The following is a 20,001-nucleotide window of genomic DNA, read 5'->3' on the forward strand; positions in this document are numbered from 1 at the left end:
CCTATGAGAATTATGGGATTGGACGTCGGTTCAAAAACGGTAGGGGTGGCGATTAGCGATCCGCTCGGTTTTACAGCCCAAGGGCTTGAAATCATCCAAATCAATGAGGAGCAAGGCCAATTTGGTTTTGACCGCGTTAAGGAGTTGGTTGATACTTACAAGGTGGAACGATTTGTAGTGGGCTTGCCTAAAAACATGAACAATACAAGCGGACCGCGCGTGGAAGCTAGTCAAGCATACGGAGCAAAGTTAGAAGAGCTTTTTGGTTTACCAGTAGACTATCAAGATGAACGCTTGACAACAGTTGCCGCAGAGCGCATGTTGATTGAGCAAGCAGATATTAGCCGTAACAAGCGCAAGAAAGTCATTGATAAGTTAGCAGCTCAGCTGATTTTACAAAATTATTTAGATAGAAAATTTTAATATAAAGGAGAGGCTATGTCACACGATCATAACCACGACCACGAAGAACGTGAACTAATCACACTAGTAGATGAGCAAGGAAATGAAACCTTGTTTGAAATCCTTTTGACGATTGACGGAAAAGAAGAATTTGGTAAAAACTATGTTCTTCTAGTACCAGTTAACGCAGAAGAAGACGAAGACGGACAAGTTGAAATTCAAGCTTACTCATTCATCGAAAACGAAGATGGAACAGAAGGCGAATTGCAACCAATCCCAGAAGACTCAGAAGACGAATGGAACATGATTGAAGAAGTCTTCAATAGTTTTATGGAGGAGTGATACAGTCTGGGAGACTGTATCAGCCCAACTCCCAGAAATTGGGAAGAGTTGGAACGTCCGGGGGACGTTTTTAGCCCTGCGCTAGAAATTAGAAACGCAGGTAGTCTGGGAGACTGTATTACCCCAACTCCTAGAAATTGGAAGAGTTGGAACATCCAGTGGATGTTTTTAGCCCAAGTTAATATTCATAGTTGCTAGTTATTAGCTAACCAGGTAAGAGGTCGGGACGAAAATCCTGGCCTCGTTTTTGTTAGTCATCATGCTTTGGTGTGGTAATTGATTAGACTTTTATCAAGGAGATGTGTATGTTTGAAGTAGAAGAATGGCTCCATAGTAGGATTGGTTTGAATTTTCGATCAGGTTTGGGCCGAATGCAAGAAGCGGTGGATTTGCTAGGAAATCCCGAGAAGTCTTATCCTATTATCCATGTGACAGGGACTAATGGGAAAGGTTCTACCATTGCTTTTATGAGGGAGTTATTTATGGGTCATGGTAAAAAAGTCGCGACCTTTACCTCTCCTCATATCATCTCCATCAATGACCGAATCTGCCTTAACGGGCAACCAATAGCTGACGTAGACTTCATCCGTTTGGCTGAGCAGGTCAAGGAGATGGAAAAGACACTTCTGCAAACTCATGACCAGTTGTCCTTTTTTGAATTGCTGACCTTGATTGCTTTTCTTTATTTTAGAGAGCAAGAGGTGGATTTGCTTTTACTAGAAGTGGGAATTGGTGGCTTACTTGACACGACTAATGTGGTAACTGGAGAGCTTGCTGTCATCACCTCCATCGGGTTCGATCATCAAGAAACCTTGGGTGATAGTCTAGAAGCAATTGCAGAGCAGAAAGCTGGTATTTTCAAGGCTGGTAAAAAAGCTGTGATTGCTAAGCTGGCTCCAGAAGCTAGGCTTGTCTGTCAGAAAAAAGCCGAATCTTTAGCTGTTGCCCTTTATCAGGCGAGTCAGGATTTTTCAATGCTGAATAGTGATTTTTCAAGTTCTTTGGGAACTTTTTCGCAGTTGAAAATAGGATTGGAAGGAGCTTATCAGCAGGAAAATGCGGCCTTGGCGTTGCAAACTTTTCTTATCTTTATGAGGGAAGGAAAGGAATCTATTGATGAGCAGGTTGTAAGACAGGCTTTGGAGAAGACCCATTGGGCTGGGCGTTTGGAGCGTATTCGTCCTCAGATTTACTTGGATGGTGCTCATAACCTCCCTGCCTTGACTCGCTTGGTTGAGTTTATCAAAGAAAAAGAGCAAGGAGGTTATCGTCCTCAAATCCTCTTTGGGGCCTTGAAACGCAAGAATTATCAAGGGATGTTGGGTTATCTGACTCAAAAATTGCCTCAGGTGGCACTCAAGGTGACTGGTTTTGACTATCAAGGTTCTCTGGATGAGACAGATGTAACAGGTTACCATGTCATTCCTTCTTACAGAGAATTTATCAGCAGTTTTGAAGAAAGAGCAGATGCTCAGGACTTGTTATTCATTACAGGGTCTCTCTATTTTATCTCAGAAGTACGGAGCCACCTACTGGGGCATGAGCAGATAAATTGACCTCTTCTTTTGTCTTTGTTATACTAGATGAATTGCTGGCTAAGGAAAATCTATTTTTCTAGCATGGCAAGAGAAAGGACATTTATTATGACATTCAAAACAGCAGCACTTTCTATTGTTTCTTTAGCGAGTGTATCTTTGCTAGTTGCTTGTTCCCAAAGAACACAACCAGTTCAACAGCCTGTGGCTCAGCAGCAGGTCCAACAACCTGCTCAACAACCTGCTCAACAGAATACCAATACTGCAAATGCAGGGACTAATCAAAATCAAGCGGCTCCAGTACAGAACCAACCTGTTGCTCAACCGACTGATATTGATGGGACTTATACAGGCCAAGATGATGGAGACCGTATCACTTTAGTGGTCACTGGAACGACTGGTACGTGGACTGAGCTCGAATCTGACGGGGATCAGAAAGTCAAACAGGTTACATTTGATGCAGCAAATCAACGCATGATTATTGGCGATGATGTCAAAATTTACACTGTAAACGGTAATCAAATCATCGTAGATGATATGGATAGAGACCCATCGGACCAAATCGTTTTAACTAAATAAGACTATGCAAGTAGGAAGGGCTGGATTTTTCAGCCTTTTTACTTTTACCTAGAAAATAATCATAAATACTTGCCTTCTGTCGAATACCTGAGTTATACTAGTATCAATTACTTGTTTTTAGCATTCATACTCTTCGAAAATCAAATTCAAACCGCGTCAACGTCGCCTTGCCGTACTCAAGTACAGCCTGCAGCTAGTTTCCTAGTTTGCTCTTTGATTTTCATTGAGTATCAAAATATCAAGGAGGGGATATGAAATATAGAAAATTTCAATTATTGATGTCCAAGTATGGCTTTAGTCTTTCGATTATGCTACTTGAACTTTGTCTGGTTTTTGGTCTCTTTCTTTATTTAGGACGCATGGCTCCCATTTTATGGATTACTGTCCTCATTCTACTGAGTATCATCACAATCATTTCGATAGTCAACCGTAATACGACTCCTGAGAATAAGGTAACCTGGTTATTAGTAGCCTTTGTACCAGTATTTGGTCCCTTACTTTATCTGATGTTTGGTGAAAGGCGATTGTCCAAAAAAGAAATCAAACAACTGAAGAAGCTAGGCTCCATGCATTTCCAAGAAGCAAATAGCCAGCTACTAAAAGAGGAATTAAAAGAAAGTGATAAGGCGGCATATGGCGTCATCAAGTCCTTATTGAGTATGGATACCAATGCCGATGTCTATGATCAAACTGCCTCTACATTTTTTCCTAACGGAGAGGCTATGTGGAAAAAGATGGTAGAAGATCTTAAAAAGGCTGAGAAATTTATCTTCTTGGAATATTACATTATAGAAGAAGGTTTGATGTGGAATCGTATTTTAGAAATCTTGGAGGAAAAAGTTGCTCAAGGCATTGAAGTTAAACTGCTCTATGACGATATTGGCTGTATGGCTACTTTAACAGGAGATTATGCACATCGACTTCGTCAGCTAGGCATCGAGGCCCACAAATTCAATAAAGTTATTCCTCGTTTGACAGTGGCCTATAATAACAGAGATCATAGAAAAATATTGATTGTTGATGGTCAGATAGCTTATACAGGAGGCATTAACTTAGCCGATGAGTACATTAACCATGTCGAGAGATTTGGTTATTGGAAGGATAGTGGAATTCGCTTAGACGGACTAGCGGTAAAAGCCCTGACACGCTTATTTTTAACCACTTGGTACATCAATCGAGGAGAGATTAGTGATTTTGATCAATATCATTTAGAAAATCATTCTATCCCAAGTGACGGTTTAACCATTCCATACGGAAGTGGACCCAAGCCAATTTTTCGAACGCAGGTAGGGAAAAAGGTTTATCAGAGTTTGATCAATCAAGCAACGGAATCGGTCTATATTACGACACCTTATTTGATCATAGACTATGATTTAACGGAGACAATCAAAAATGCAGCTATGAGAGGGGTCGATGTTCGGATTGTTACCCCTTACATACCAGATAAGAAGTTCATTCAGTTAGTCACAAGAGGCGCTTATCCAGACCTTCTTTCTGCTGGTGTTCGAATTTATGAGTATAGTCCAGGTTTTATTCATAGTAAGCAGATGTTGGTAGACGAAGATTTTGCGGTGGTGGGGACAATCAATCTCGACTACCGGAGCTTGGTACACCATTATGAAAATGCAGTCTTACTCTATAAAACTCCTTCTATAATGGAAATCGCCCGAGATTTTCGAAATATATTTGCAGATTCTCAGGAAGTCTATCCTCATTCTATCAAAACGAGCTGGTATCAAAAGCTTGTAAAAGAAATTGCCCAGTTATTCGCCCCTATCTTATAAGAAATCTAGGACTGAGGACACAAACCAGTCCTCTTTTTCTTGCTTTTTACGAATAGAAAGATATAGGGGAGGGACGATGCTGACTCAGAAAGAAATAAACTATATCCTGACATTCAAACAGACACATTTACACCGCTTTCGGGAAATTGAAACCTTTGTGAAACTATGCAAAAAATCACTCAAACAGCCATCGCAAGCTGACAATCCTAGGACTTTTTGATATACTAAGACAGATAAATTGAATAGGAGAAACGATATGAGTGTGTATGGTAGAGTGGAAGAAGTTCATCAGGAGAATCGTGAACCTCTAGAATACCAAATCGAACAAGAATTGCATCATCGTGAATCAAGTCGTCTTCCTTTGGTGAAAATTTTACTATGGAGTACGCTTGTAACGGGGATAACTCTAGGAGTACCGCTATTACTCGATTTAATGAGTGCACAAGAAGTGCAGGATTTTTATACAGGTTGGGCGCTTCATCAGACAGGGAAAATTTACAGCGACTATTATGGAAGTCAAGGTTTGCTTTATTATTTGCTGACTTACGTGACTCAGGGCGGATTTTTCTTTGCCATCTTTGAGTGGTTAGCCTTGGTAGCAGGAGGATTTTTCCTTTTTAGATCAGCGGACACCTTGACAGAGCAAGGAGACCAAGCTGGACAAGTGGTGACTATTTTTTACATGCTAGTTACAGGTCTTGCTTTTGGTGGAGGTTATGCGACTCTTTTAGCGCTTCCTTTCTTATTCGCAGCCTTTAGTTTAGTTGCGGCTTACCTAAGCAATCCAAGCCATGATAAGGGATTTGTACGGATTGGGCTGGCTTTGGCGGGAGGATTTTTCTTTGCTCCCTTGGCATCGCTCCTGTTTATTACTGTAGTGAGTTTAGGCTTGTTGGTCTTTAACCTTGGGCATAGACGCTTTGCACATGGATTTTATCAGTTTCTTGCAGTGACTTTAGGTTTTTCACTGGTCTTTTATCCAACTGCCTACTATAGTGTTGCAACAGGAAGTTTTGGGGATGCCATTAGTGGTATTCGTTATCCTATTGACAGTATTCGCTTTGATTTCACTTCTAAAATTTTAGAGAATATGGCTTTTTATGGCTTGTTGTCCCTTGGTTTGGGATTTGTGGTTTGTATCTTTTTAGGTTTCTTTCAATCCAAACCCTCTAAACTATACGTCATTTCGGTTCCTGCAAGTCTTGTGACAATTTTAGGTTTGATTTTGCTTTTCTTTTCACAAGAGCCTCTGCACGCTTCTTATTTGATGGTCATCTTCCCTGTTTTCCTACTTTTATTGGTAACCAATATTAAGAGTCAACAGAGGGGGCGTAGTGTTAGACGAAGACGAAGAGAAACGCCAGTTAGTCTATGGAGTCGTTTCTTCAAAGGAAATCTATATCTGCCAGTTTTAGGGCTTGTCTATCTTTTGACTGTTCCTTTTTTGATGAGGTTTGTCCTTTATCCCGTACCTTATCAAGAACGTGAGCGTCTTGCTGATTTGGTGAAAGAGGAGACAAGTACGGAAGATGCTATCTATGCATGGGATGATACTGCAACTCTTTATCGTAAGAGTGAGCGCTTGTCGCCATCGGCTATTTTGTCCCCGTTGCACTATACAGCAACTGAGGAAAATCGGAATAAGTTACTTAATGACTTGAAAGAAAAACAACCCAAGCTGATTGTGGTAAATGACAAGGTGCCAGTCTGGTCTGAAGTGGAAACAATCTTGAAAGAAAATTACCAACCAGTAAAGACAGATTACTCAGAGTTTAAAGTCTATAAAATCAAATAGCTAAATCAATATCTTGTGTATTTTTAAAAATTTTATGATTTTTACCACAAGATATTGATTTTTCTTTTTAGAGTGGTATAATACTTTTTAGAAAGAACATTTTAGAAAAGAGCATGCATATGATTGCACTAGAAGAAAAAATTACAATTTTGCCAACTCTCTTCGTCGAGAAACGAGATGGGAGACGTGTTGTATTTGATGTGGACAAGATTGACAAGGCTCTCCACAAGGCGGCTGACAAGGTTATGGATGTGACACCCTTGGTTGAAAAGCGCCTAAATGCTCTGACCGAGCGAATTGTCACAGAAATTCATAGTCGCTTTCCACAGGGGGTTAAGATTTACGAAATTCAAAATATCGTAGAACATGAACTGCTTGAAGCCAAAGAATATGCGCTGGCTGAGGAGTATATTACTTATCGGACACAGAGGGATTTTGAGCGCTCAAAAGCGACAGATATTAATTTTAGTATCCATAAACTTCTCAATAAAGACCAGGCGGTGGTCAATGAGAATGCCAATAAAGACAGCGATGTCTTTAATACCCAGCGTGATTTGACAGCAGGGATTGTTGGGAAATCAATCGGACTGCAAATGCTTCCTAAGCACGTAGCCAATGCCCACCAAAAGGGAGATATCCACTATCACGATTTGGACTACAGCCCCTATACCCCTATGACCAACTGCTGTTTGATTGACTTTAAAGGTATGTTGGAAAATGGTTTTAAGATTGGAAATGCGGAGGTAGAGAGCCCCAAGTCTATTCAGACTGCGACAGCACAGATTTCGCAAATCATCGCCAACGTTGCTTCTAGCCAGTACGGTGGCTGTTCAGCTGACCGTATCGATGGAGTCTTGGCGCCTTATGCAGAGAAGAACTACCAAAAACACCTCAAAGATGCAGAAGAATGGGTCTTGCCTGAAAAACGGGAAGATTACGCTTGGAAGAAAACTCAAAAAGACATCTACGATGCTATGCAATCCCTTGAGTATGAAATCAACACCCTCTTCACTTCAAATGGACAAACACCTTTTACCTCGCTAGGTTTTGGTCTAGGAACTAGCCGTTTTGAGCGTGAAATTCAAAAGGCTATTTTAAACATTCGCATCAAGGGTCTTGGTTCAGAACACCGTACGGCTATCTTTCCTAAACTCATCTTTACGCTTAAAAGAGGCCTCAATTTAGAGGAAGGTTCGCCTAACTACGACATCAAACAGTTGGCCCTCGAGTGTGCAACTAAACGGATGTATCCGGATGTCTTATCCTATGATAAGATTGTTGACTTGACAGGTTCTTTCAAAGTTCCTATGGGCTGCCGTTCGTTCCTTCAAGGATGGAAAGATGAGAATGGTGTAGAAGTCAATTCGGGTCGGATGAATCTAGGCGTTGTGACAGTTAACCTGCCTCGTATTGCTCTTGAGTCTGAGGGCGACATGAATAAGTTCTGGGAAATCTTCAACGAGCGTATGAATATCGCTGAGGATGCTCTGGTTTACCGTGTCGAACGAACCAAGGAAGCTACACCGGCAAATGCTCCTATTCTTTATCAGTACGGTGCTTTTGGCCATCGTCTAGGTAAAGAAGAAAGTGTTGACCAGCTCTTTAAGAATCGTCGGGCAACAGTTTCGCTGGGTTACATCGGCTTGTATGAAGTAGCGACAGTTTTCTTTGGTAACAGCTGGGAAAGTAATCCAGATGCTAAGGAATTCACGATAGACATTATTCGAGATATGAAACGCCGTGTAGAAGAGTGGTCTGACCAGTATGGCTATCATTTCTCTATCTACTCAACACCGTCTGAAAGTCTGACAGACCGTTTCTGCCGACTAGATACAGACAAGTTTGGTTCTATTCCTGATATTACAGATAAGGAATACTATACCAACTCTTTCCACTATGATGTTCGTAAAAATCCAACACCGTTTGAAAAATTAGACTTTGAGAAAGTCTATCCAGAAGCAGGTGCGTCAGGTGGTTTCATTCATTATTGTGAGTATCCAGTCCTCCAGCAAAATCCTAAAGCCTTGGAAGCTGTCTGGGATTATGCTTATGACCGTGTGGGATATTTGGGGACAAATACTCCAATAGACCGTTGCTACAAGTGTGACTTTGAAGGGGATTTTGAACCAACTGAGAGAGGATTTGCTTGTCCAAACTGTGGCAATAGTGACCCTAAAACAGTAGACGTTGTTAAACGGACTTGTGGTTATCTAGGTAATCCTCAAGCGCGTCCGATGGTTAATGGACGTCACAAGGAAATCGCTGCGCGTGTCAAACACATGAATGGCTCAACGATTAAAATAGCTGGGCATCAAGTAACAAATTAGAAAGAAATGAAATGGGAAAATATCAATTAGATGATAAGGGGCGCGCACAAGTGACTCGTTATCACGAGAAACACTCTAAAGGCGGAGCTGGTAAGAAAGAACGTTTGCTCAGTCTCAGAGAACAATTTTTAAACAAGAATAAGAAGAAATAAAAGTGAGAGTCAGCTCTCGCTTTTCTCATAGTGGGAGGTAAGGATGGAACTACGCAGACCAAGATTAGCAGATAAAGAAACAGTTTTAGAGATGATGGCAGAGTTTGAAAAGAGCCAATCAGCCCATGACGGAGGATTTTGGGATACAGAGAACTTTGTGTATGAAGAGTGGTTGGAAACAAATATGCAAAAAGAGATGGGAATAAACTTGCCTGAAAATCGTGTTCCTTCTATTCAATTTGTATCATTTGATGATGTAGGTCGTGCTCTAGGATTTTTGAATCTGCGATTGAGACTGAATGAGGGTTTACTGAATTATGCTGGTCACATTGGCTACTCCATTCGCCCATCTGAAAGAGGCAAAGGTTATGCTAAGGAAACTCTCCGTCAGGGCTTGCACGTTGCTAAGGCAAAGAACATCAAGAAAACTCTGGTGACCTGTAGCGTGAATAACTCTGCTAGCAGAGCAGTCATTCTAGCAAATGGAGGAATTCTTGAAGATGTTCGTAATGGAGTTGAGCGTTATTGGATAGAGGTAGCGAATGAATAATCCAAAACCACAAGAATGGAAAAGTGAGGAACTCAGTCAAGGGCGTATTATTGATTACAAGGCCTTCAACTTTGTGGATGGAGAGGGTGTGCGTAACTCTCTCTATGTATCAGGCTGCATGTTTCACTGCGAGGGGTGTTATAATGTTGCGACTTGGTCTTTCAATGCAGGAATTCCCTACACAGCAGAATTAGAAGAGCAAATCATGGCAGACCTTGCCCAGCCCTATGTTCAAGGATTGACCTTGCTGGGAGGGGAGCCCTTCCTCAATACGGGCATTCTCTTGCCTCTAGTTAAACGCATCCGAAAGGAATTGCCAGACAAGGACATTTGGTCCTGGACGGGCTACACTTGGGAAGAAATGATGCAGGAGACTCCAGACAAATTGGAACTCTTATCACTGATTGACATCCTTGTCGATGGACGGTATGACCGAACTAAGAGAAATCTCATGCTCCAGTTTCGAGGTTCGTCCAATCAACGCATCATCGATGTGCAAAAATCCCTCAAAAGTGGGCAAGTAGTGATTTGGGACAAGCTCAATGACGGAAAAGAAAGCTATGAACAGGTGAAGAGAGAATGAAGAAAAAAGACTTAGTAGACCAACTAGTCTCAGAGATCGAGACGGGGAAAGTCAGGACACTGGGAATATACGGTCATGGAGCTTCAGGCAAGTCAACCTTCGCTCAGGAATTGTACCAAACCCTAGATTCTGCAAAGGTAAACTTATTGGAAACCGATCCTTACATTGCTTCAAATCGTCATTTAGTGGTGCTAAAGGAGACTCCAGACCAAAAAGTGACCGCTTGTTTACCTGTGGTTCATGAACTGGTAAGTTTAGAAAGAGACATTCTCGCTTTAAAGGCTGGCATGGATATCTTAACAATTGAAGAACCTTGGAAAGCTAGTGAGGTCTTGTCTGGAGCAAAGCCAATTCTGATTGTCGAAGGGATGTCTGTTGGCTTTTTACCCAAAGAACTCTTTGACAAAACCATCTGTTTCTACACGGATGAGGAGACCGAATTAAAGCGACGCCTTGCTAGAGATACGACTGTGAGAAATCGCGATGCATCCTTTATATTGGCTAGTCATCAGATGAGACGGGAGCAGTATCTGCGATACTATAAAGAAACTGAGTCAAGGGCGGACATTCTAGTGGACCAATCAGAAGGTAAATTTGAGGTCAAGAGGAGTCAGTTTATATAGAAGAAAATCCCTAATTTTAGAAAGAAAAAGTAGGAAAACAGTTTCATCGTAAAAAAAAACGAAAAAACAGCAACAAATCCCTTGCAATCGCAGGGGCTTTGTGTTATTCTATTATGGTGCTGTAAATTACAGCTTTAGCTTTGATGCAAGAGGTTGCGACACGCTCGGTTGCATTGCCACGCAACACCGCGTCGGTTTTCTTGTGGAGCTAGCCTATTATCTTAAATAGACGAAAAGGAGAAAAAGATGGCAAACAAAAAAATCCGTATCCGTTTGAAAGCTTACGAACACCGTACGCTTGACACAGCGGCTGCAAAAATCGTAGAATCAGCTACTCGTACAGGTGCACAAGTTGCGGGTCCAATCCCACTTCCAACTGAACGTAGCCTCTACACAATCATTCGTGCGACTCACAAATATAAAGACTCTCGCGAACAATTTGAAATGCGTACACACAAACGTTTGATCGATATCGTTAACCCAACTCAAAAAACAGTTGATGCTTTGATGAAATTGGATCTTCCAAGTGGTGTAAACGTAGAAATCAAACTTTAATCTAAAATATAAAAGAGCAGAGGCTGGTGTTTCAATCTAATTGAACACGGGCTAAACTCGGTGTGAAAAAGATAAACTTCCTAGTGTCTGCTAGACACTGCGTCAGTTTCCTATTTTCACTTTGAGTTTGACGCCCTTTGTATCTTAGACTTGAGCATAAAAAACGCTCGTTAAAAACTTTTTGAATAAAAAATATAGAAAAGGAACTATTTTCTCATGACAAAAGGAATCTTAGGGAAAAAAGTGGGAATGACTCAAATCTTCACTGAAGCTGGCGAATTGATCCCTGTAACAGTTATTGAAGCAACTCCAAACGTTGTTCTTCAAGTTAAAACTGTTGAAACAGACGGATACAACGCTATCCAAGTTGGTTTCGATGACAAACGCGAAGTATTGAGCAACAAACCTGCTAAAGGACATGTAGCGAAAGCTAACACGGCTCCTAAGCGCTTCATTCGTGAATTCAAAAACGTTGAAGGCTTGGAAGTTGGTGCTGAAATCACAGTTGAAACATTCGCAGCCGGAGACGTTGTTGACGTAACTGGTACTTCTAAAGGTAAAGGTTTCCAAGGTGTTATCAAACGCCACGGACAATCACGTGGACCAATGGCTCACGGTTCTCGTTACCACCGTCGTCCAGGTTCTATGGGACCTGTTGCACCTAACCGCGTATTCAAAGGTAAAAACCTTGCAGGACGTATGGGTGGTGACCGCGTAACAATTCAAAACCTTGAAGTTGTACAAGTTGTTCCAGAAAAGAACGTTATCCTTATCAAAGGTAACGTACCAGGTGCTAAGAAATCTCTTATCACTATCAAGTCAGCAGTTAAAGCTGGTAAATAATAAGGAAAGGGGAATACAGTCAAAATGGCAAATGTAACATTATTCGACCAAACTGGTAAACAAGCGGGCGAAGTTGTTCTTAACGATGCAATCTTTGGTATCGAACCAAACCAATCTGTTGTGTTTGATGTGATCATCAGCCAACGTGCTAGCCTTCGTCAAGGAACTCACGCAGTTAAAAACCGTTCAGCTGTTTCAGGTGGCGGACGCAAACCATGGCGTCAAAAAGGAACTGGACGTGCTCGTCAAGGTTCTATCCGCTCTCCACAATGGCGTGGTGGTGGAATCGTCTTCGGACCAACTCCACGTAGCTATGCGTACAAACTTCCTCAAAAAGTTCGTCGCCTTGCGCTTAAATCTGTTTACTCAGAAAAAGTTGCTGAAAACAAATTTGTAGCCGTTGATTCTCTTGAATTTACAGCTCCAAAAACTGCTGAATTTGCAAAAGTTCTTGCAGCTTTGAGCATCGATTCTAAAGTCCTTGTTATTCTTGAAGAAGGAAACGAATTCGCAGCTCTCTCAGCTCGTAACCTTCCAAACGTGAAAGTTGCGACTGCTACAACTGCAAGTGTTCTTGACATCGCAAATAGTGACAAACTTCTTGTTACTCAAGCAGCTATCTCTAAAATCGAGGAGGTTCTTGCATAATGAATTTGTATGATGTTATCAAAAAACCTGTTATCACTGAAAGCTCAATGGCTCAACTTGAAGCAGGGAAATATGTATTTGAAGTTGACACTCGTGCACACAAACTTTTGATCAAGCAAGCTGTTGAAGCTGCTTTCGAAGGTGTTAAAGTTGCAAATGTTAACACAATCAACGTAAAACCAAAAGCTAAACGTGTTGGACGTTACACTGGTTTTACTAACAAAACTAAAAAAGCTATCATCACACTTACAGCTGATTCTAAAGCAATCGAGTTGTTTGCTGCTGAAGCTGAATAATCTAAGGAGGAAATATCGTGGGAATTCGTGTTTATAAACCAACAACAAACGGTCGCCGTAATATGACTTCTTTGGATTTCGCTGAAATCACAACAAGCACTCCTGAAAAATCATTGCTTGTTGCATTGAAGAGCAAGGCTGGTCGTAACAACAACGGTCGTATCACAGTTCGTCACCAAGGTGGTGGACACAAACGTTTCTACCGTTTGGTTGACTTCAAACGTAACAAAGACAACGTTGAAGCAGTTGTTAAAACAATCGAGTACGATCCAAACCGTTCTGCAAACATCGCTCTTGTACACTACACTGACGGTGTGAAAGCATACATCATCGCTCCAAAAGGTCTTGAAGTAGGTCAACGTATCGTTTCAGGTCCAGAAGCAGATATCAAAGTCGGAAACGCTCTTCCACTTGCTAACATCCCAGTTGGTACTTTGATCCACAACATCGAGTTGAAACCAGGTCGTGGTGGTGAATTGGTACGTGCTGCTGGTGCATCTGCTCAAGTATTGGGTTCTGAAGGTAAATACGTTCTTGTTCGTCTTCAATCAGGTGAAGTTCGTATGATTCTTGGAACTTGCCGTGCTACAGTTGGTGTTGTCGGAAACGAACAACATGGACTTGTAAACCTTGGTAAAGCAGGACGTAGCCGTTGGAAAGGTATCCGCCCAACAGTTCGTGGTTCTGTAATGAACCCTAACGATCACCCACATGGTGGTGGTGAAGGTAAAGCACCAGTTGGTCGTAAAGCACCATCTACTCCATGGGGCAAACCTGCTCTTGGTCTTAAAACTCGTAACAAGAAAGCGAAATCTGACAAACTTATCGTTCGTCGTCGCAACGAGAAATAATATTAAACTAGTCGCTTAAGCGACTAGTAAATCCGCCAGCTCGGTAGCGCTCCATAGGAGCGCAAGCCGCTGTGGTACAACATTTAAAGGAGAAAATATAAAAATGGGACGCAGTCTTAAAAAAGGACCTTTCGTCGATGAGCATTTGATGAAAAAAGTTGAAGCTCAAGCTAACGACGAAAAGAAAAAAGTTATTAAAACTTGGTCACGTCGTTCAACGATCTTCCCAAGTTTCATTGGTTACACTATTGCAGTTTATGACGGACGTAAACACGTACCTGTTTACATCCAAGAAGACATGGTAGGTCACAAACTTGGTGAATTTGCACCAACTCGTACTTACAAAGGTCACGCTGCAGACGACAAGAAAACACGTAGAAAATAAGGAGAACATAAATGGCAGAAATTACTTCAGCTAAAGCAATGGCTCGTACAGTACGTGTTTCACCTCGTAAATCACGTCTTGTTCTTGATAACATCCGTGGTAAAAGCGTAGCCGATGCAATCGCAATTTTGACATTCACTCCAAACAAAGCTGCTGAAATCATCTTGAAAGTTTTGAACTCAGCTGTAGCTAACGCTGAAAACAACTTTGGTTTGGATAAAGCTAACTTGGTAGTATCTGAAGCATTCGCAAACGAAGGACCAACTATGAAACGTTTCCGTCCACGTGCGAAAGGTTCAGCTTCACCAATCAACAAACGTACAGCTCACATCACTGTAGCTGTTGCAGAAAAATAAGGAGGTAAAATCGTGGGTCAAAAAGTACATCCAATTGGTATGCGTGTCGGCATCATCCGTGATTGGGATGCCAAATGGTATGCTGAAAAAGAATACGCGGATTACCTTCATGAAGATCTTGCAATCCGTAAATTCGTTCAAAAAGAACTTGCTGACGCAGCAGTTTCAACTATCGAAATCGAACGCGCAGTAAACAAAGTTAACGTTTCACTTCACACTGCTAAACCAGGTATGGTTATCGGTAAAGGTGGTGCTAACGTTGATGCACTCCGTGCAAAACTTAACAAATTGACTGGAAAACAAGTACACATCAACATCATCGAAATCAAACAACCTGATTTGGATGCTCACCTTGTAGGTGAAGGTATTGCTCGTCAATTGGAGCAACGTGTTGCTTTCCGTCGTGCACAAAAACAAGCAATCCAACGTGCAATGCGTGCTGGAGCTAAAGGAATCAAAACTCAAGTATCAGGTCGTTTGAACGGTGCGGATATCGCCCGTGCTGAAGGATACTCTGAAGGAACTGTTCCACTTCACACACTTCGTGCAGATATCGATTACGCTTGGGAAGAAGCAGATACTACATACGGTAAACTTGGTGTTAAAGTATGGATCTACCGTGGTGAAGTTCTTCCAGCTCGCAAAAACACTAAAGGAGGTAAATAACCAATGTTAGTACCTAAACGTGTTAAACACCGTCGTGAATTCCGTGGAAAAATGCGCGGTGAAGCAAAAGGTGGAAAAGAAGTAGCATTCGGTGAATATGGTCTTCAAGCTACAACTAGCCACTGGATCACTAACCGCCAAATCGAAGCTGCTCGTATCGCCATGACTCGTTACATGAAACGTGGTGGTAAAGTTTGGATTAAAATCTTCCCACACAAATCATACACTGCTAAAGCTATCGGTGTGCGTATGGGATCTGGTAAAGGGGCACCTGAAGGTTGGGTAGCACCAGTTAAACGTGGTAAAGTGATGTTCGAAATCGCTGGTGTATCTGAAGAGATCGCTCGCGAAGCGCTTCGTCTTGCTAGCCACAAATTGCCAGTTAAATGTAAATTCGTAAAACGTGAAGCAGAATAAGGAGAAGGCATGAAACTTAATGAAGTAAAAGAATTTGTTAAAGAACTTCGTGGTCTTTCTCAAGAAGAACTCGCGAAGCGCGAAAACGAATTGAAAAAAGAATTGTTTGAACTTCGTTTCCAAGCTGCTACTGGTCAATTGGAACAAACAGCTCGCTTGAAAGAAGTTAAAAAACAAATCGCTCGTATCAAAACAGTTCAATCTGAAGCGAAATAATAGACTAGGGAAGGAGAAATTTCAATGGAACGCAATAATCGTAAAGTTCTTGTTGGACGTGTTGTATCTGACAAAATGGACAAGACAATCACAGTTGTAGTTGAAACAAAACGTAACCACCCAGTCTATGGTAAACGTATTAACTACTCTAAAAAATACAAAGCTCATGATGAAAACAATGTTGCCAAAGAAGGCGATATCGTACGTATCATGGAAACTCGCCCGCTTTCAGCTACAAAACGTTTCCGTCTTGTAGAAGTTGTTGAAGAAGCGGTCATCATCTAATCAAACCTGAAAGGAGAAAACTGAAATGATTCAAACAGAAACTCGTTTGAAAGTCGCAGACAACAGCGGTGCTCGCGAAATCTTGACTATCAAAGTTCTTGGTGGTTCAGGACGTAAATTTGCAAACATCGGTGATGTTATCGTGGCATCTGTAAAACAAGCTACTCCTGGTGGTGCGGTTAAAAAAGGTGACGTTGTTAAAGCAGTTATCGTTCGTACTAAATCAGGTGCTCGTCGTGCTGATGGTTCATACATCAAATTTGACGAAAACGCAGCAGTTATCATCCGTGAAGATAAAACTCCTCGCGGAACACGTATCTTTGGCCCAGTTGCACGTGAATTGCGTGAAGGTGGCTTCATGAAGATTGTGTCACTTGCTCCAGAAGTACTTTAATTTTTAGAAACAAACTAGTCCCCTAGCTTCAAGCTAGGGTGCCCTTATGGGCGTAAGAAAAATCAAGGAGAAACCTAATGTTTGTAAAAAAAGGCGACAAAGTTCGCGTAATCGCTGGTAAAGATAAGGGAACAGAAGCTGTTGTCCTTACTGCCCTTCCAAAAGTAAACAAAGTTATCGTTGAAGGTGTTAACATCGTTAAGAAACACCAACGTCCAACTAACGAGCTTCCTCAAGGTGGTATCATCGAGAAAGAAGCAGCTATCCACGTATCAAACGTTCAAGTTTTAGACAAAAATGGTGTAGCTGGTCGTGTTGGTTACAAATTTGTAGACGGTAAAAAAGTTCGCTACAACAAAAAATCAGGCGAAGTGCTTGATTAATCACGAAGGAAAGGAGAAGTATAATGGCAAATCGTTTAAAAGAAAAATATCTTAATGAAGTAGTTCCTGCTTTGACAGAACAATTCAACTACTCATCAGTGATGGCTGTGCCTAAAGTAGATAAGATCGTTTTGAACATGGGTGTTGGTGAAGCTGTATCAAACGCTAAAAGCCTTGAAAAAGCTGCTGAAGAATTGGCACTTATCTCAGGTCAAAAACCACTTATCACTAAAGCTAAAAAATCAATCGCCGGCTTCCGTCTTCGTGAAGGTGTTGCGATCGGTGCAAAAGTTACCCTTCGTGGTGAACGTATGTACGAATTCTTGGATAAATTGGTTTCAGTTTCACTTCCACGTGTACGTGACTTCCACGGTGTTCCAACAAAATCATTTGATGGACGCGGAAACTACACACTTGGTGTGAAAGAACAATTGATCTTCCCAGAAATCAACTTTGATGACGTTGACAAAACTCGTGGTCTTGACATCGTTATCGTAACAACTGCTAACACTGACGAAGAGTCACGTGCATTGCTTACAGGCCTTGGAATGCCTTTTGCAAAATAATATAGGAGGTAAATCTAATGGCTAAAAAATCAATGATTGCTAAGAACAAACGTCCAGCGAAGTTCTCTACTCAAGCTTATACTCGTTGTGAAAAATGTGGTCGTCCACATTCAGTTTACCGCAAATTTAAACTTTGCCGTGTTTGCTTCCGTGAATTAGCTTACAAAGGACAAATTCCTGGTGTAACAAAAGCATCTTGGTAATTCTAACTTTCAATCCCGTCGTGATTCGTCGTTATCTGCTTTTGCCTAACTCAAGTTATGCCTGCAAGCAGATGCCTAGACTCACTTAGGAATTGAAACCTAGAAACATATTCTGAGCTTAGCTCAATCATTAACTAGCAAGTGCAACTTGCAAACTACTAGTAAGAGGAGAAAAACAAAATGGTTATGACTGACCCAATCGCAGACTTCCTAACTCGTATTCGTAACGCTAACCAAGCGAAACACGAAGTACTTGAAGTACCTGCATCAAACATCAAAAAAGGGATTGCTGAAATCCTTAAACGCGAAGGTTTTGTAAAAAACGTTGAAATCATCGAAGATGACAAACAAGGCATCATCCGTGTATTCCTTAAATACGGACCAAACGGTGAAAAAGTTATCACTAACTTGAAACGTGTTTCTAAACCAGGACTTCGTGTCTACAAAAAACGTGAAGACCTTCCAAAAGTTCTTAACGGACTTGGAATTGCTATCCTTTCAACTTCTGAAGGTTTGCTTACTGATAAAGAAGCACGCCAAAAGAATGTTGGTGGTGAGGTTATCGCTTACGTTTGGTAATATTTAGCTCCCAATTTCTTTGTGACTCTTCGTTATCGTCTCTTACCTAACCCAAAGTTATGCCTGCGAGACGATGCCTAGATTCACTTTGAAATTGAAACCTAAATGTTCCTTTAAATCGAGAAATCGATTTAGCCCCCGTGAAAACTGGCCGTTCTGGCCTGACAATTTAACAGGAGAAAATAAACATGTCACGTATTGGTAATAAAGTTATCGTGTTGCCTGCTGGTGTTGAAATCACTAACAATGACAACCTTGTAACTGTAAAAGGACCTAAAGGAGAACTTACTCGTGAGTTCTCAAAAGATATTGAAATCCGTGTGGAAGGTACTGAAGTAACTCTTCACCGTCCAAACGATTCAAAAGAAATGAAAACTATCCACGGAACTACTCGTGCCCTTTTGAACAACATGGTTGTTGGTGTATCAGAAGGATTCAAGAAAGAACTTGAAATGCGCGGGGTTGGTTACCGTGCACAACTTCAAGGATCTAAACTTGTTTTGGCTGTTGGTAAATCTCATCCAGACGAAGTTGAAGCTCCAGAAGGAATTACTTTTGAACTTCCAAACCCAACAACAATCGTTGTTAGCGGAATTTCAAAAGAAGTAGTTGGTCAAACAGCTGCTTACGTACGTAGCCTTCGTTCACCAGAACCATCTAAAGGTAAAGGTATCCGTTACGTTGGTGAATTCGTTCGCCGTAAAGAAGGTAAAACAGGTAAATAATGTTGAGTGGTTGATTTTCAACCACCAACCTATTTTCCAACTTTGTGCATAGCACACGATTTAAAACTAAAGAGGTGAAAACTGTGATTTCAAAACCAGATAAAAACAAACTCCGCCAAAAACGCCACCGTCGCGTTCGCGGAAAACTCTCTGGAACTGCTGATCGCCCACGTTTGAACGTATTCCGTTCTAATACAGGCATCTACGCTCAAGTGATTGATGACGTAGCGGGTGTAACGCTCGCAAGTGCTTCAACTCTTGACAAAGAAGTTTCAAAAGGAACTAAAACTGAACAAGCCGTTGCTGTCGGTAAACTCGTTGCAGAACGTGCAAACGCTAAAGGTATTTCAGAAGTGGTGTTCGACCGCGGTGGATATCTATATCACGGACGTGTGAAAGCTTTGGCTGATGCAGCTCGTGAAAACGGATTGAAATTCTAATAGGAGGACACTAGAAAATGGCATTTAAAGACAATGCAGTTGAATTAGAAGAACGCGTAGTTGCTGTCAACCGTGTTACAAAAGTTGTTAAAGGTGGACGTCGTCTTCGTTTCGCAGCTCTTGTTGTTGTTGGTGACCACAACGGTCGCGTAGGATTTGGTACTGGTAAAGCTCAAGAAGTTCCAGAAGCAATCCGTAAAGCAGTAGATGATGCTAAGAAAAACTTGATCGAAGTTCCTATGGTTGGAACAACAATCCCACACGAAGTTCTTTCAGAATTCGGTGGAGCTAAAGTATTGTTGAAACCTGCTGTAGAAGGTTCTGGAGTTGCCGCTGGTGGTGCAGTTCGTGCCGTTGTGGAATTGGCAGGTGTGGCAGATATTACATCTAAATCACTTGGTTCTAACACTCCAATCAACATTGTTCGTGCAACTGTTGAAGGTTTGAAACAATTGAAACGCGCTGAAGAAGTTGCTGCCCTTCGTGGTATTTCAGTTTCTGATTTGGCATAAGAAAGGGGA

The 20,001-nt window shown here is 41.5% G+C and carries 30 protein-coding genes; all 30 read left to right on the plus strand.

Annotated features, from left to right (window positions below; all coding sequences use genetic code 11):
* Nucleotides 1-3: 3 nt before the first annotated feature.
* The 30 genes from ruvX to rpsE all read left to right on the plus strand — a co-directional run bounded on the left by ruvX (nucleotide 4) and on the right by rpsE (nucleotide 19,992).
* Nucleotides 4-423: a Holliday junction resolvase RuvX gene (ruvX, locus tag HT730_RS00245; RefSeq protein ID WP_004239076.1), complete on the plus strand. Its 420-nt coding sequence runs from the start codon at nucleotides 4-6 to the stop codon at nucleotides 421-423.
* Nucleotides 424-438: 15 nt separating this feature from the next.
* Complete coding sequence (locus tag HT730_RS00250; RefSeq protein ID WP_000017620.1) at nucleotides 439-744, plus strand: DUF1292 domain-containing protein; 306 nt, start codon at nucleotides 439-441, stop codon at nucleotides 742-744.
* Nucleotides 745-1,049: 305 nt separating this feature from the next.
* Complete coding sequence (locus HT730_RS00255) at nucleotides 1,050-2,300, plus strand: folylpolyglutamate synthase/dihydrofolate synthase family protein (protein WP_173306460.1); 1,251 nt, start codon at nucleotides 1,050-1,052, stop codon at nucleotides 2,298-2,300.
* Nucleotides 2,301-2,387: 87 nt separating this feature from the next.
* On the plus strand, nucleotides 2,388-2,858 hold the full coding sequence (locus HT730_RS00260) for an SP_0198 family lipoprotein (RefSeq protein ID WP_001843432.1): 471 nt from the start codon (nucleotides 2,388-2,390) through the stop codon (nucleotides 2,856-2,858).
* Nucleotides 2,859-3,109: 251 nt separating this feature from the next.
* On the plus strand, nucleotides 3,110-4,642 hold the full coding sequence (gene cls, locus HT730_RS00265) for a cardiolipin synthase (RefSeq protein WP_173306462.1): 1,533 nt from the start codon (nucleotides 3,110-3,112) through the stop codon (nucleotides 4,640-4,642).
* A 256-nt stretch (nucleotides 4,643-4,898) separates the two neighbouring features.
* On the plus strand, nucleotides 4,899-6,437 hold the full coding sequence (locus tag HT730_RS00270; RefSeq protein WP_173306463.1) for a damage-inducible protein CinA: 1,539 nt from the start codon (nucleotides 4,899-4,901) through the stop codon (nucleotides 6,435-6,437).
* Nucleotides 6,438-6,556: 119 nt separating this feature from the next.
* Nucleotides 6,557-8,764 carry an anaerobic ribonucleoside-triphosphate reductase gene (gene nrdD / locus HT730_RS00275; RefSeq protein ID WP_173306464.1) on the plus strand — a complete coding sequence of 736 codons (2,208 nt, stop codon included), beginning with the start codon at nucleotides 6,557-6,559 and terminating at the stop codon, nucleotides 8,762-8,764.
* An 11-nt stretch (nucleotides 8,765-8,775) separates the two neighbouring features.
* Nucleotides 8,776-8,916, plus strand: coding sequence for a hypothetical protein (locus HT730_RS00280; protein WP_000521621.1), 141 nt, complete (start codon nucleotides 8,776-8,778; stop codon nucleotides 8,914-8,916).
* Nucleotides 8,917-8,959: 43 nt separating this feature from the next.
* Nucleotides 8,960-9,466 (plus strand): GNAT family N-acetyltransferase, encoded by a 507-nt coding sequence (locus HT730_RS00285; RefSeq protein WP_173306465.1) that lies wholly within the window; start codon nucleotides 8,960-8,962, stop codon nucleotides 9,464-9,466.
* The gene (nrdG, locus tag HT730_RS00290) at nucleotides 9,459-10,049 is read left to right on the plus strand and encodes an anaerobic ribonucleoside-triphosphate reductase activating protein (protein WP_173306466.1); all 591 of its coding nucleotides are present in this window, start codon (nucleotides 9,459-9,461) and stop codon (nucleotides 10,047-10,049) included. The genes HT730_RS00285 and nrdG overlap by 8 nt, the downstream gene beginning before the upstream one ends.
* Nucleotides 10,046-10,672, plus strand: a complete 627-nt coding sequence (locus HT730_RS00295) for a phosphoribulokinase (protein WP_173306467.1) — start codon at nucleotides 10,046-10,048, stop codon at nucleotides 10,670-10,672. The genes nrdG and HT730_RS00295 overlap by 4 nt, the downstream gene beginning before the upstream one ends.
* A gap of 246 nt (nucleotides 10,673-10,918) precedes the next feature.
* The gene (gene rpsJ, locus HT730_RS00300; RefSeq protein WP_001284513.1) at nucleotides 10,919-11,227 is read left to right on the plus strand and encodes a 30S ribosomal protein S10; all 309 of its coding nucleotides are present in this window, start codon (nucleotides 10,919-10,921) and stop codon (nucleotides 11,225-11,227) included.
* A gap of 216 nt (nucleotides 11,228-11,443) precedes the next feature.
* Nucleotides 11,444-12,070, plus strand: a complete 627-nt coding sequence (gene rplC, locus HT730_RS00305; protein ID WP_000160197.1) for a 50S ribosomal protein L3 — start codon at nucleotides 11,444-11,446, stop codon at nucleotides 12,068-12,070.
* Nucleotides 12,071-12,094: 24 nt separating this feature from the next.
* On the plus strand, nucleotides 12,095-12,718 hold the full coding sequence (gene rplD, locus HT730_RS00310; protein ID WP_000024549.1) for a 50S ribosomal protein L4: 624 nt from the start codon (nucleotides 12,095-12,097) through the stop codon (nucleotides 12,716-12,718).
* Nucleotides 12,718-13,014, plus strand: a complete 297-nt coding sequence (locus HT730_RS00315; RefSeq protein ID WP_001055347.1) for a 50S ribosomal protein L23 — start codon at nucleotides 12,718-12,720, stop codon at nucleotides 13,012-13,014. Before rplD ends, HT730_RS00315 begins: the two co-directional genes overlap by 1 nt.
* Nucleotides 13,015-13,031: 17 nt before the next feature.
* Complete coding sequence (gene rplB, locus HT730_RS00320) at nucleotides 13,032-13,865, plus strand: 50S ribosomal protein L2 (RefSeq protein ID WP_000512911.1); 834 nt, start codon at nucleotides 13,032-13,034, stop codon at nucleotides 13,863-13,865.
* A gap of 103 nt (nucleotides 13,866-13,968) precedes the next feature.
* A complete protein-coding gene (gene rpsS, locus HT730_RS00325; protein WP_000533766.1) occupies nucleotides 13,969-14,250 on the plus strand; it encodes a 30S ribosomal protein S19 in 282 nt (93 codons plus the stop codon).
* Nucleotides 14,251-14,261: 11 nt separating this feature from the next.
* On the plus strand, nucleotides 14,262-14,606 hold the full coding sequence (gene rplV, locus HT730_RS00330) for a 50S ribosomal protein L22 (protein WP_000818137.1): 345 nt from the start codon (nucleotides 14,262-14,264) through the stop codon (nucleotides 14,604-14,606).
* Between the two features lie 12 nt (nucleotides 14,607-14,618).
* Entirely contained in the window at nucleotides 14,619-15,272 is a 654-nt protein-coding gene (gene rpsC / locus HT730_RS00335) for a 30S ribosomal protein S3 (protein ID WP_000529936.1), read from the plus strand.
* A gap of 3 nt (nucleotides 15,273-15,275) precedes the next feature.
* Nucleotides 15,276-15,689 (plus strand): 50S ribosomal protein L16, encoded by a 414-nt coding sequence (gene rplP, locus HT730_RS00340; protein ID WP_000960946.1) that lies wholly within the window; start codon nucleotides 15,276-15,278, stop codon nucleotides 15,687-15,689.
* A gap of 9 nt (nucleotides 15,690-15,698) precedes the next feature.
* Nucleotides 15,699-15,905 (plus strand): 50S ribosomal protein L29, encoded by a 207-nt coding sequence (gene rpmC / locus HT730_RS00345; protein WP_000772918.1) that lies wholly within the window; start codon nucleotides 15,699-15,701, stop codon nucleotides 15,903-15,905.
* 24 nt (nucleotides 15,906-15,929) lie between these two features.
* Nucleotides 15,930-16,190, plus strand: coding sequence for a 30S ribosomal protein S17 (gene rpsQ, locus HT730_RS00350; RefSeq protein WP_000440801.1), 261 nt, complete (start codon nucleotides 15,930-15,932; stop codon nucleotides 16,188-16,190).
* A gap of 25 nt (nucleotides 16,191-16,215) precedes the next feature.
* Entirely contained in the window at nucleotides 16,216-16,584 is a 369-nt protein-coding gene (gene rplN, locus HT730_RS00355; protein ID WP_000616545.1) for a 50S ribosomal protein L14, read from the plus strand.
* Between the two features lie 77 nt (nucleotides 16,585-16,661).
* Nucleotides 16,662-16,967: a 50S ribosomal protein L24 gene (gene rplX, locus HT730_RS00360; protein WP_000497691.1), complete on the plus strand. Its 306-nt coding sequence runs from the start codon at nucleotides 16,662-16,664 to the stop codon at nucleotides 16,965-16,967.
* Between the two features lie 23 nt (nucleotides 16,968-16,990).
* On the plus strand, nucleotides 16,991-17,533 hold the full coding sequence (gene rplE, locus HT730_RS00365; protein ID WP_000013542.1) for a 50S ribosomal protein L5: 543 nt from the start codon (nucleotides 16,991-16,993) through the stop codon (nucleotides 17,531-17,533).
* 17 nt (nucleotides 17,534-17,550) lie between these two features.
* Nucleotides 17,551-17,736: a type Z 30S ribosomal protein S14 gene (locus HT730_RS00370; protein ID WP_001085697.1), complete on the plus strand. Its 186-nt coding sequence runs from the start codon at nucleotides 17,551-17,553 to the stop codon at nucleotides 17,734-17,736.
* A 180-nt stretch (nucleotides 17,737-17,916) separates the two neighbouring features.
* Complete coding sequence (gene rpsH / locus HT730_RS00375) at nucleotides 17,917-18,315, plus strand: 30S ribosomal protein S8 (RefSeq protein ID WP_000245504.1); 399 nt, start codon at nucleotides 17,917-17,919, stop codon at nucleotides 18,313-18,315.
* A gap of 188 nt (nucleotides 18,316-18,503) precedes the next feature.
* Nucleotides 18,504-19,040: a 50S ribosomal protein L6 gene (gene rplF, locus HT730_RS00380; protein ID WP_173306468.1), complete on the plus strand. Its 537-nt coding sequence runs from the start codon at nucleotides 18,504-18,506 to the stop codon at nucleotides 19,038-19,040.
* A gap of 83 nt (nucleotides 19,041-19,123) precedes the next feature.
* Nucleotides 19,124-19,480: a 50S ribosomal protein L18 gene (rplR, locus tag HT730_RS00385; protein ID WP_000624044.1), complete on the plus strand. Its 357-nt coding sequence runs from the start codon at nucleotides 19,124-19,126 to the stop codon at nucleotides 19,478-19,480.
* 17 nt (nucleotides 19,481-19,497) lie between these two features.
* The gene (rpsE, locus tag HT730_RS00390) at nucleotides 19,498-19,992 is read left to right on the plus strand and encodes a 30S ribosomal protein S5 (protein WP_000874202.1); all 495 of its coding nucleotides are present in this window, start codon (nucleotides 19,498-19,500) and stop codon (nucleotides 19,990-19,992) included.
* Nucleotides 19,993-20,001 lie beyond the last annotated feature (9 nt).

It is taken from the genome of Streptococcus sp. k-628, from assembly GCF_013277475.1.
Lineage (GTDB): Bacteria > Bacillota > Bacilli > Lactobacillales > Streptococcaceae > Streptococcus.

Bases quoted from the DNA above. Each gene is read 5' to 3' on its own strand.
- rplP (WP_000960946.1), top strand. From the start codon at position 15,276: ATGTTAGTACCTAAACGTGTTAAACACCGTCGTGAATTCCGTGGAAAA.
- rpsE (WP_000874202.1), top strand. From the start codon at position 19,498: ATGGCATTTAAAGACAATGCAGTTGAATTAGAAGAACGCGTAGTTGCT.
- HT730_RS00255 (WP_173306460.1), top strand. From the start codon at position 1,050: ATGTTTGAAGTAGAAGAATGGCTCCATAGTAGGATTGGTTTGAATTTT.
- HT730_RS00370 (WP_001085697.1), top strand. From the start codon at position 17,551: ATGGCTAAAAAATCAATGATTGCTAAGAACAAACGTCCAGCGAAGTTC.
- HT730_RS00295 (WP_173306467.1), top strand. From the start codon at position 10,046: ATGAAGAAAAAAGACTTAGTAGACCAACTAGTCTCAGAGATCGAGACG.
- nrdD (WP_173306464.1), top strand. From the start codon at position 6,557: ATGATTGCACTAGAAGAAAAAATTACAATTTTGCCAACTCTCTTCGTC.
- rplE (WP_000013542.1), top strand. From the start codon at position 16,991: ATGGCAAATCGTTTAAAAGAAAAATATCTTAATGAAGTAGTTCCTGCT.
- rplD (WP_000024549.1), top strand. From the start codon at position 12,095: ATGGCAAATGTAACATTATTCGACCAAACTGGTAAACAAGCGGGCGAA.
- rpsQ (WP_000440801.1), top strand. From the start codon at position 15,930: ATGGAACGCAATAATCGTAAAGTTCTTGTTGGACGTGTTGTATCTGAC.
- rpmC (WP_000772918.1), top strand. From the start codon at position 15,699: ATGAAACTTAATGAAGTAAAAGAATTTGTTAAAGAACTTCGTGGTCTT.
- rplN (WP_000616545.1), top strand. From the start codon at position 16,216: ATGATTCAAACAGAAACTCGTTTGAAAGTCGCAGACAACAGCGGTGCT.
- HT730_RS00315 (WP_001055347.1), top strand. From the start codon at position 12,718: ATGAATTTGTATGATGTTATCAAAAAACCTGTTATCACTGAAAGCTCA.
- HT730_RS00260 (WP_001843432.1), top strand. From the start codon at position 2,388: ATGACATTCAAAACAGCAGCACTTTCTATTGTTTCTTTAGCGAGTGTA.
- rplF (WP_173306468.1), top strand. From the start codon at position 18,504: ATGTCACGTATTGGTAATAAAGTTATCGTGTTGCCTGCTGGTGTTGAA.
- rpsS (WP_000533766.1), top strand. From the start codon at position 13,969: ATGGGACGCAGTCTTAAAAAAGGACCTTTCGTCGATGAGCATTTGATG.
- HT730_RS00280 (WP_000521621.1), top strand. From the start codon at position 8,776: ATGGGAAAATATCAATTAGATGATAAGGGGCGCGCACAAGTGACTCGT.
- rplX (WP_000497691.1), top strand. From the start codon at position 16,662: ATGTTTGTAAAAAAAGGCGACAAAGTTCGCGTAATCGCTGGTAAAGAT.
- rpsJ (WP_001284513.1), top strand. From the start codon at position 10,919: ATGGCAAACAAAAAAATCCGTATCCGTTTGAAAGCTTACGAACACCGT.
- HT730_RS00285 (WP_173306465.1), top strand. From the start codon at position 8,960: ATGGAACTACGCAGACCAAGATTAGCAGATAAAGAAACAGTTTTAGAG.
- HT730_RS00270 (WP_173306463.1), top strand. From the start codon at position 4,899: ATGAGTGTGTATGGTAGAGTGGAAGAAGTTCATCAGGAGAATCGTGAA.
- HT730_RS00250 (WP_000017620.1), top strand. From the start codon at position 439: ATGTCACACGATCATAACCACGACCACGAAGAACGTGAACTAATCACA.
- cls (WP_173306462.1), top strand. From the start codon at position 3,110: ATGAAATATAGAAAATTTCAATTATTGATGTCCAAGTATGGCTTTAGT.
- rpsH (WP_000245504.1), top strand. From the start codon at position 17,917: ATGGTTATGACTGACCCAATCGCAGACTTCCTAACTCGTATTCGTAAC.
- rplC (WP_000160197.1), top strand. From the start codon at position 11,444: ATGACAAAAGGAATCTTAGGGAAAAAAGTGGGAATGACTCAAATCTTC.
- rplV (WP_000818137.1), top strand. From the start codon at position 14,262: ATGGCAGAAATTACTTCAGCTAAAGCAATGGCTCGTACAGTACGTGTT.
- ruvX (WP_004239076.1), top strand. From the start codon at position 4: ATGAGAATTATGGGATTGGACGTCGGTTCAAAAACGGTAGGGGTGGCG.
- nrdG (WP_173306466.1), top strand. From the start codon at position 9,459: ATGAATAATCCAAAACCACAAGAATGGAAAAGTGAGGAACTCAGTCAA.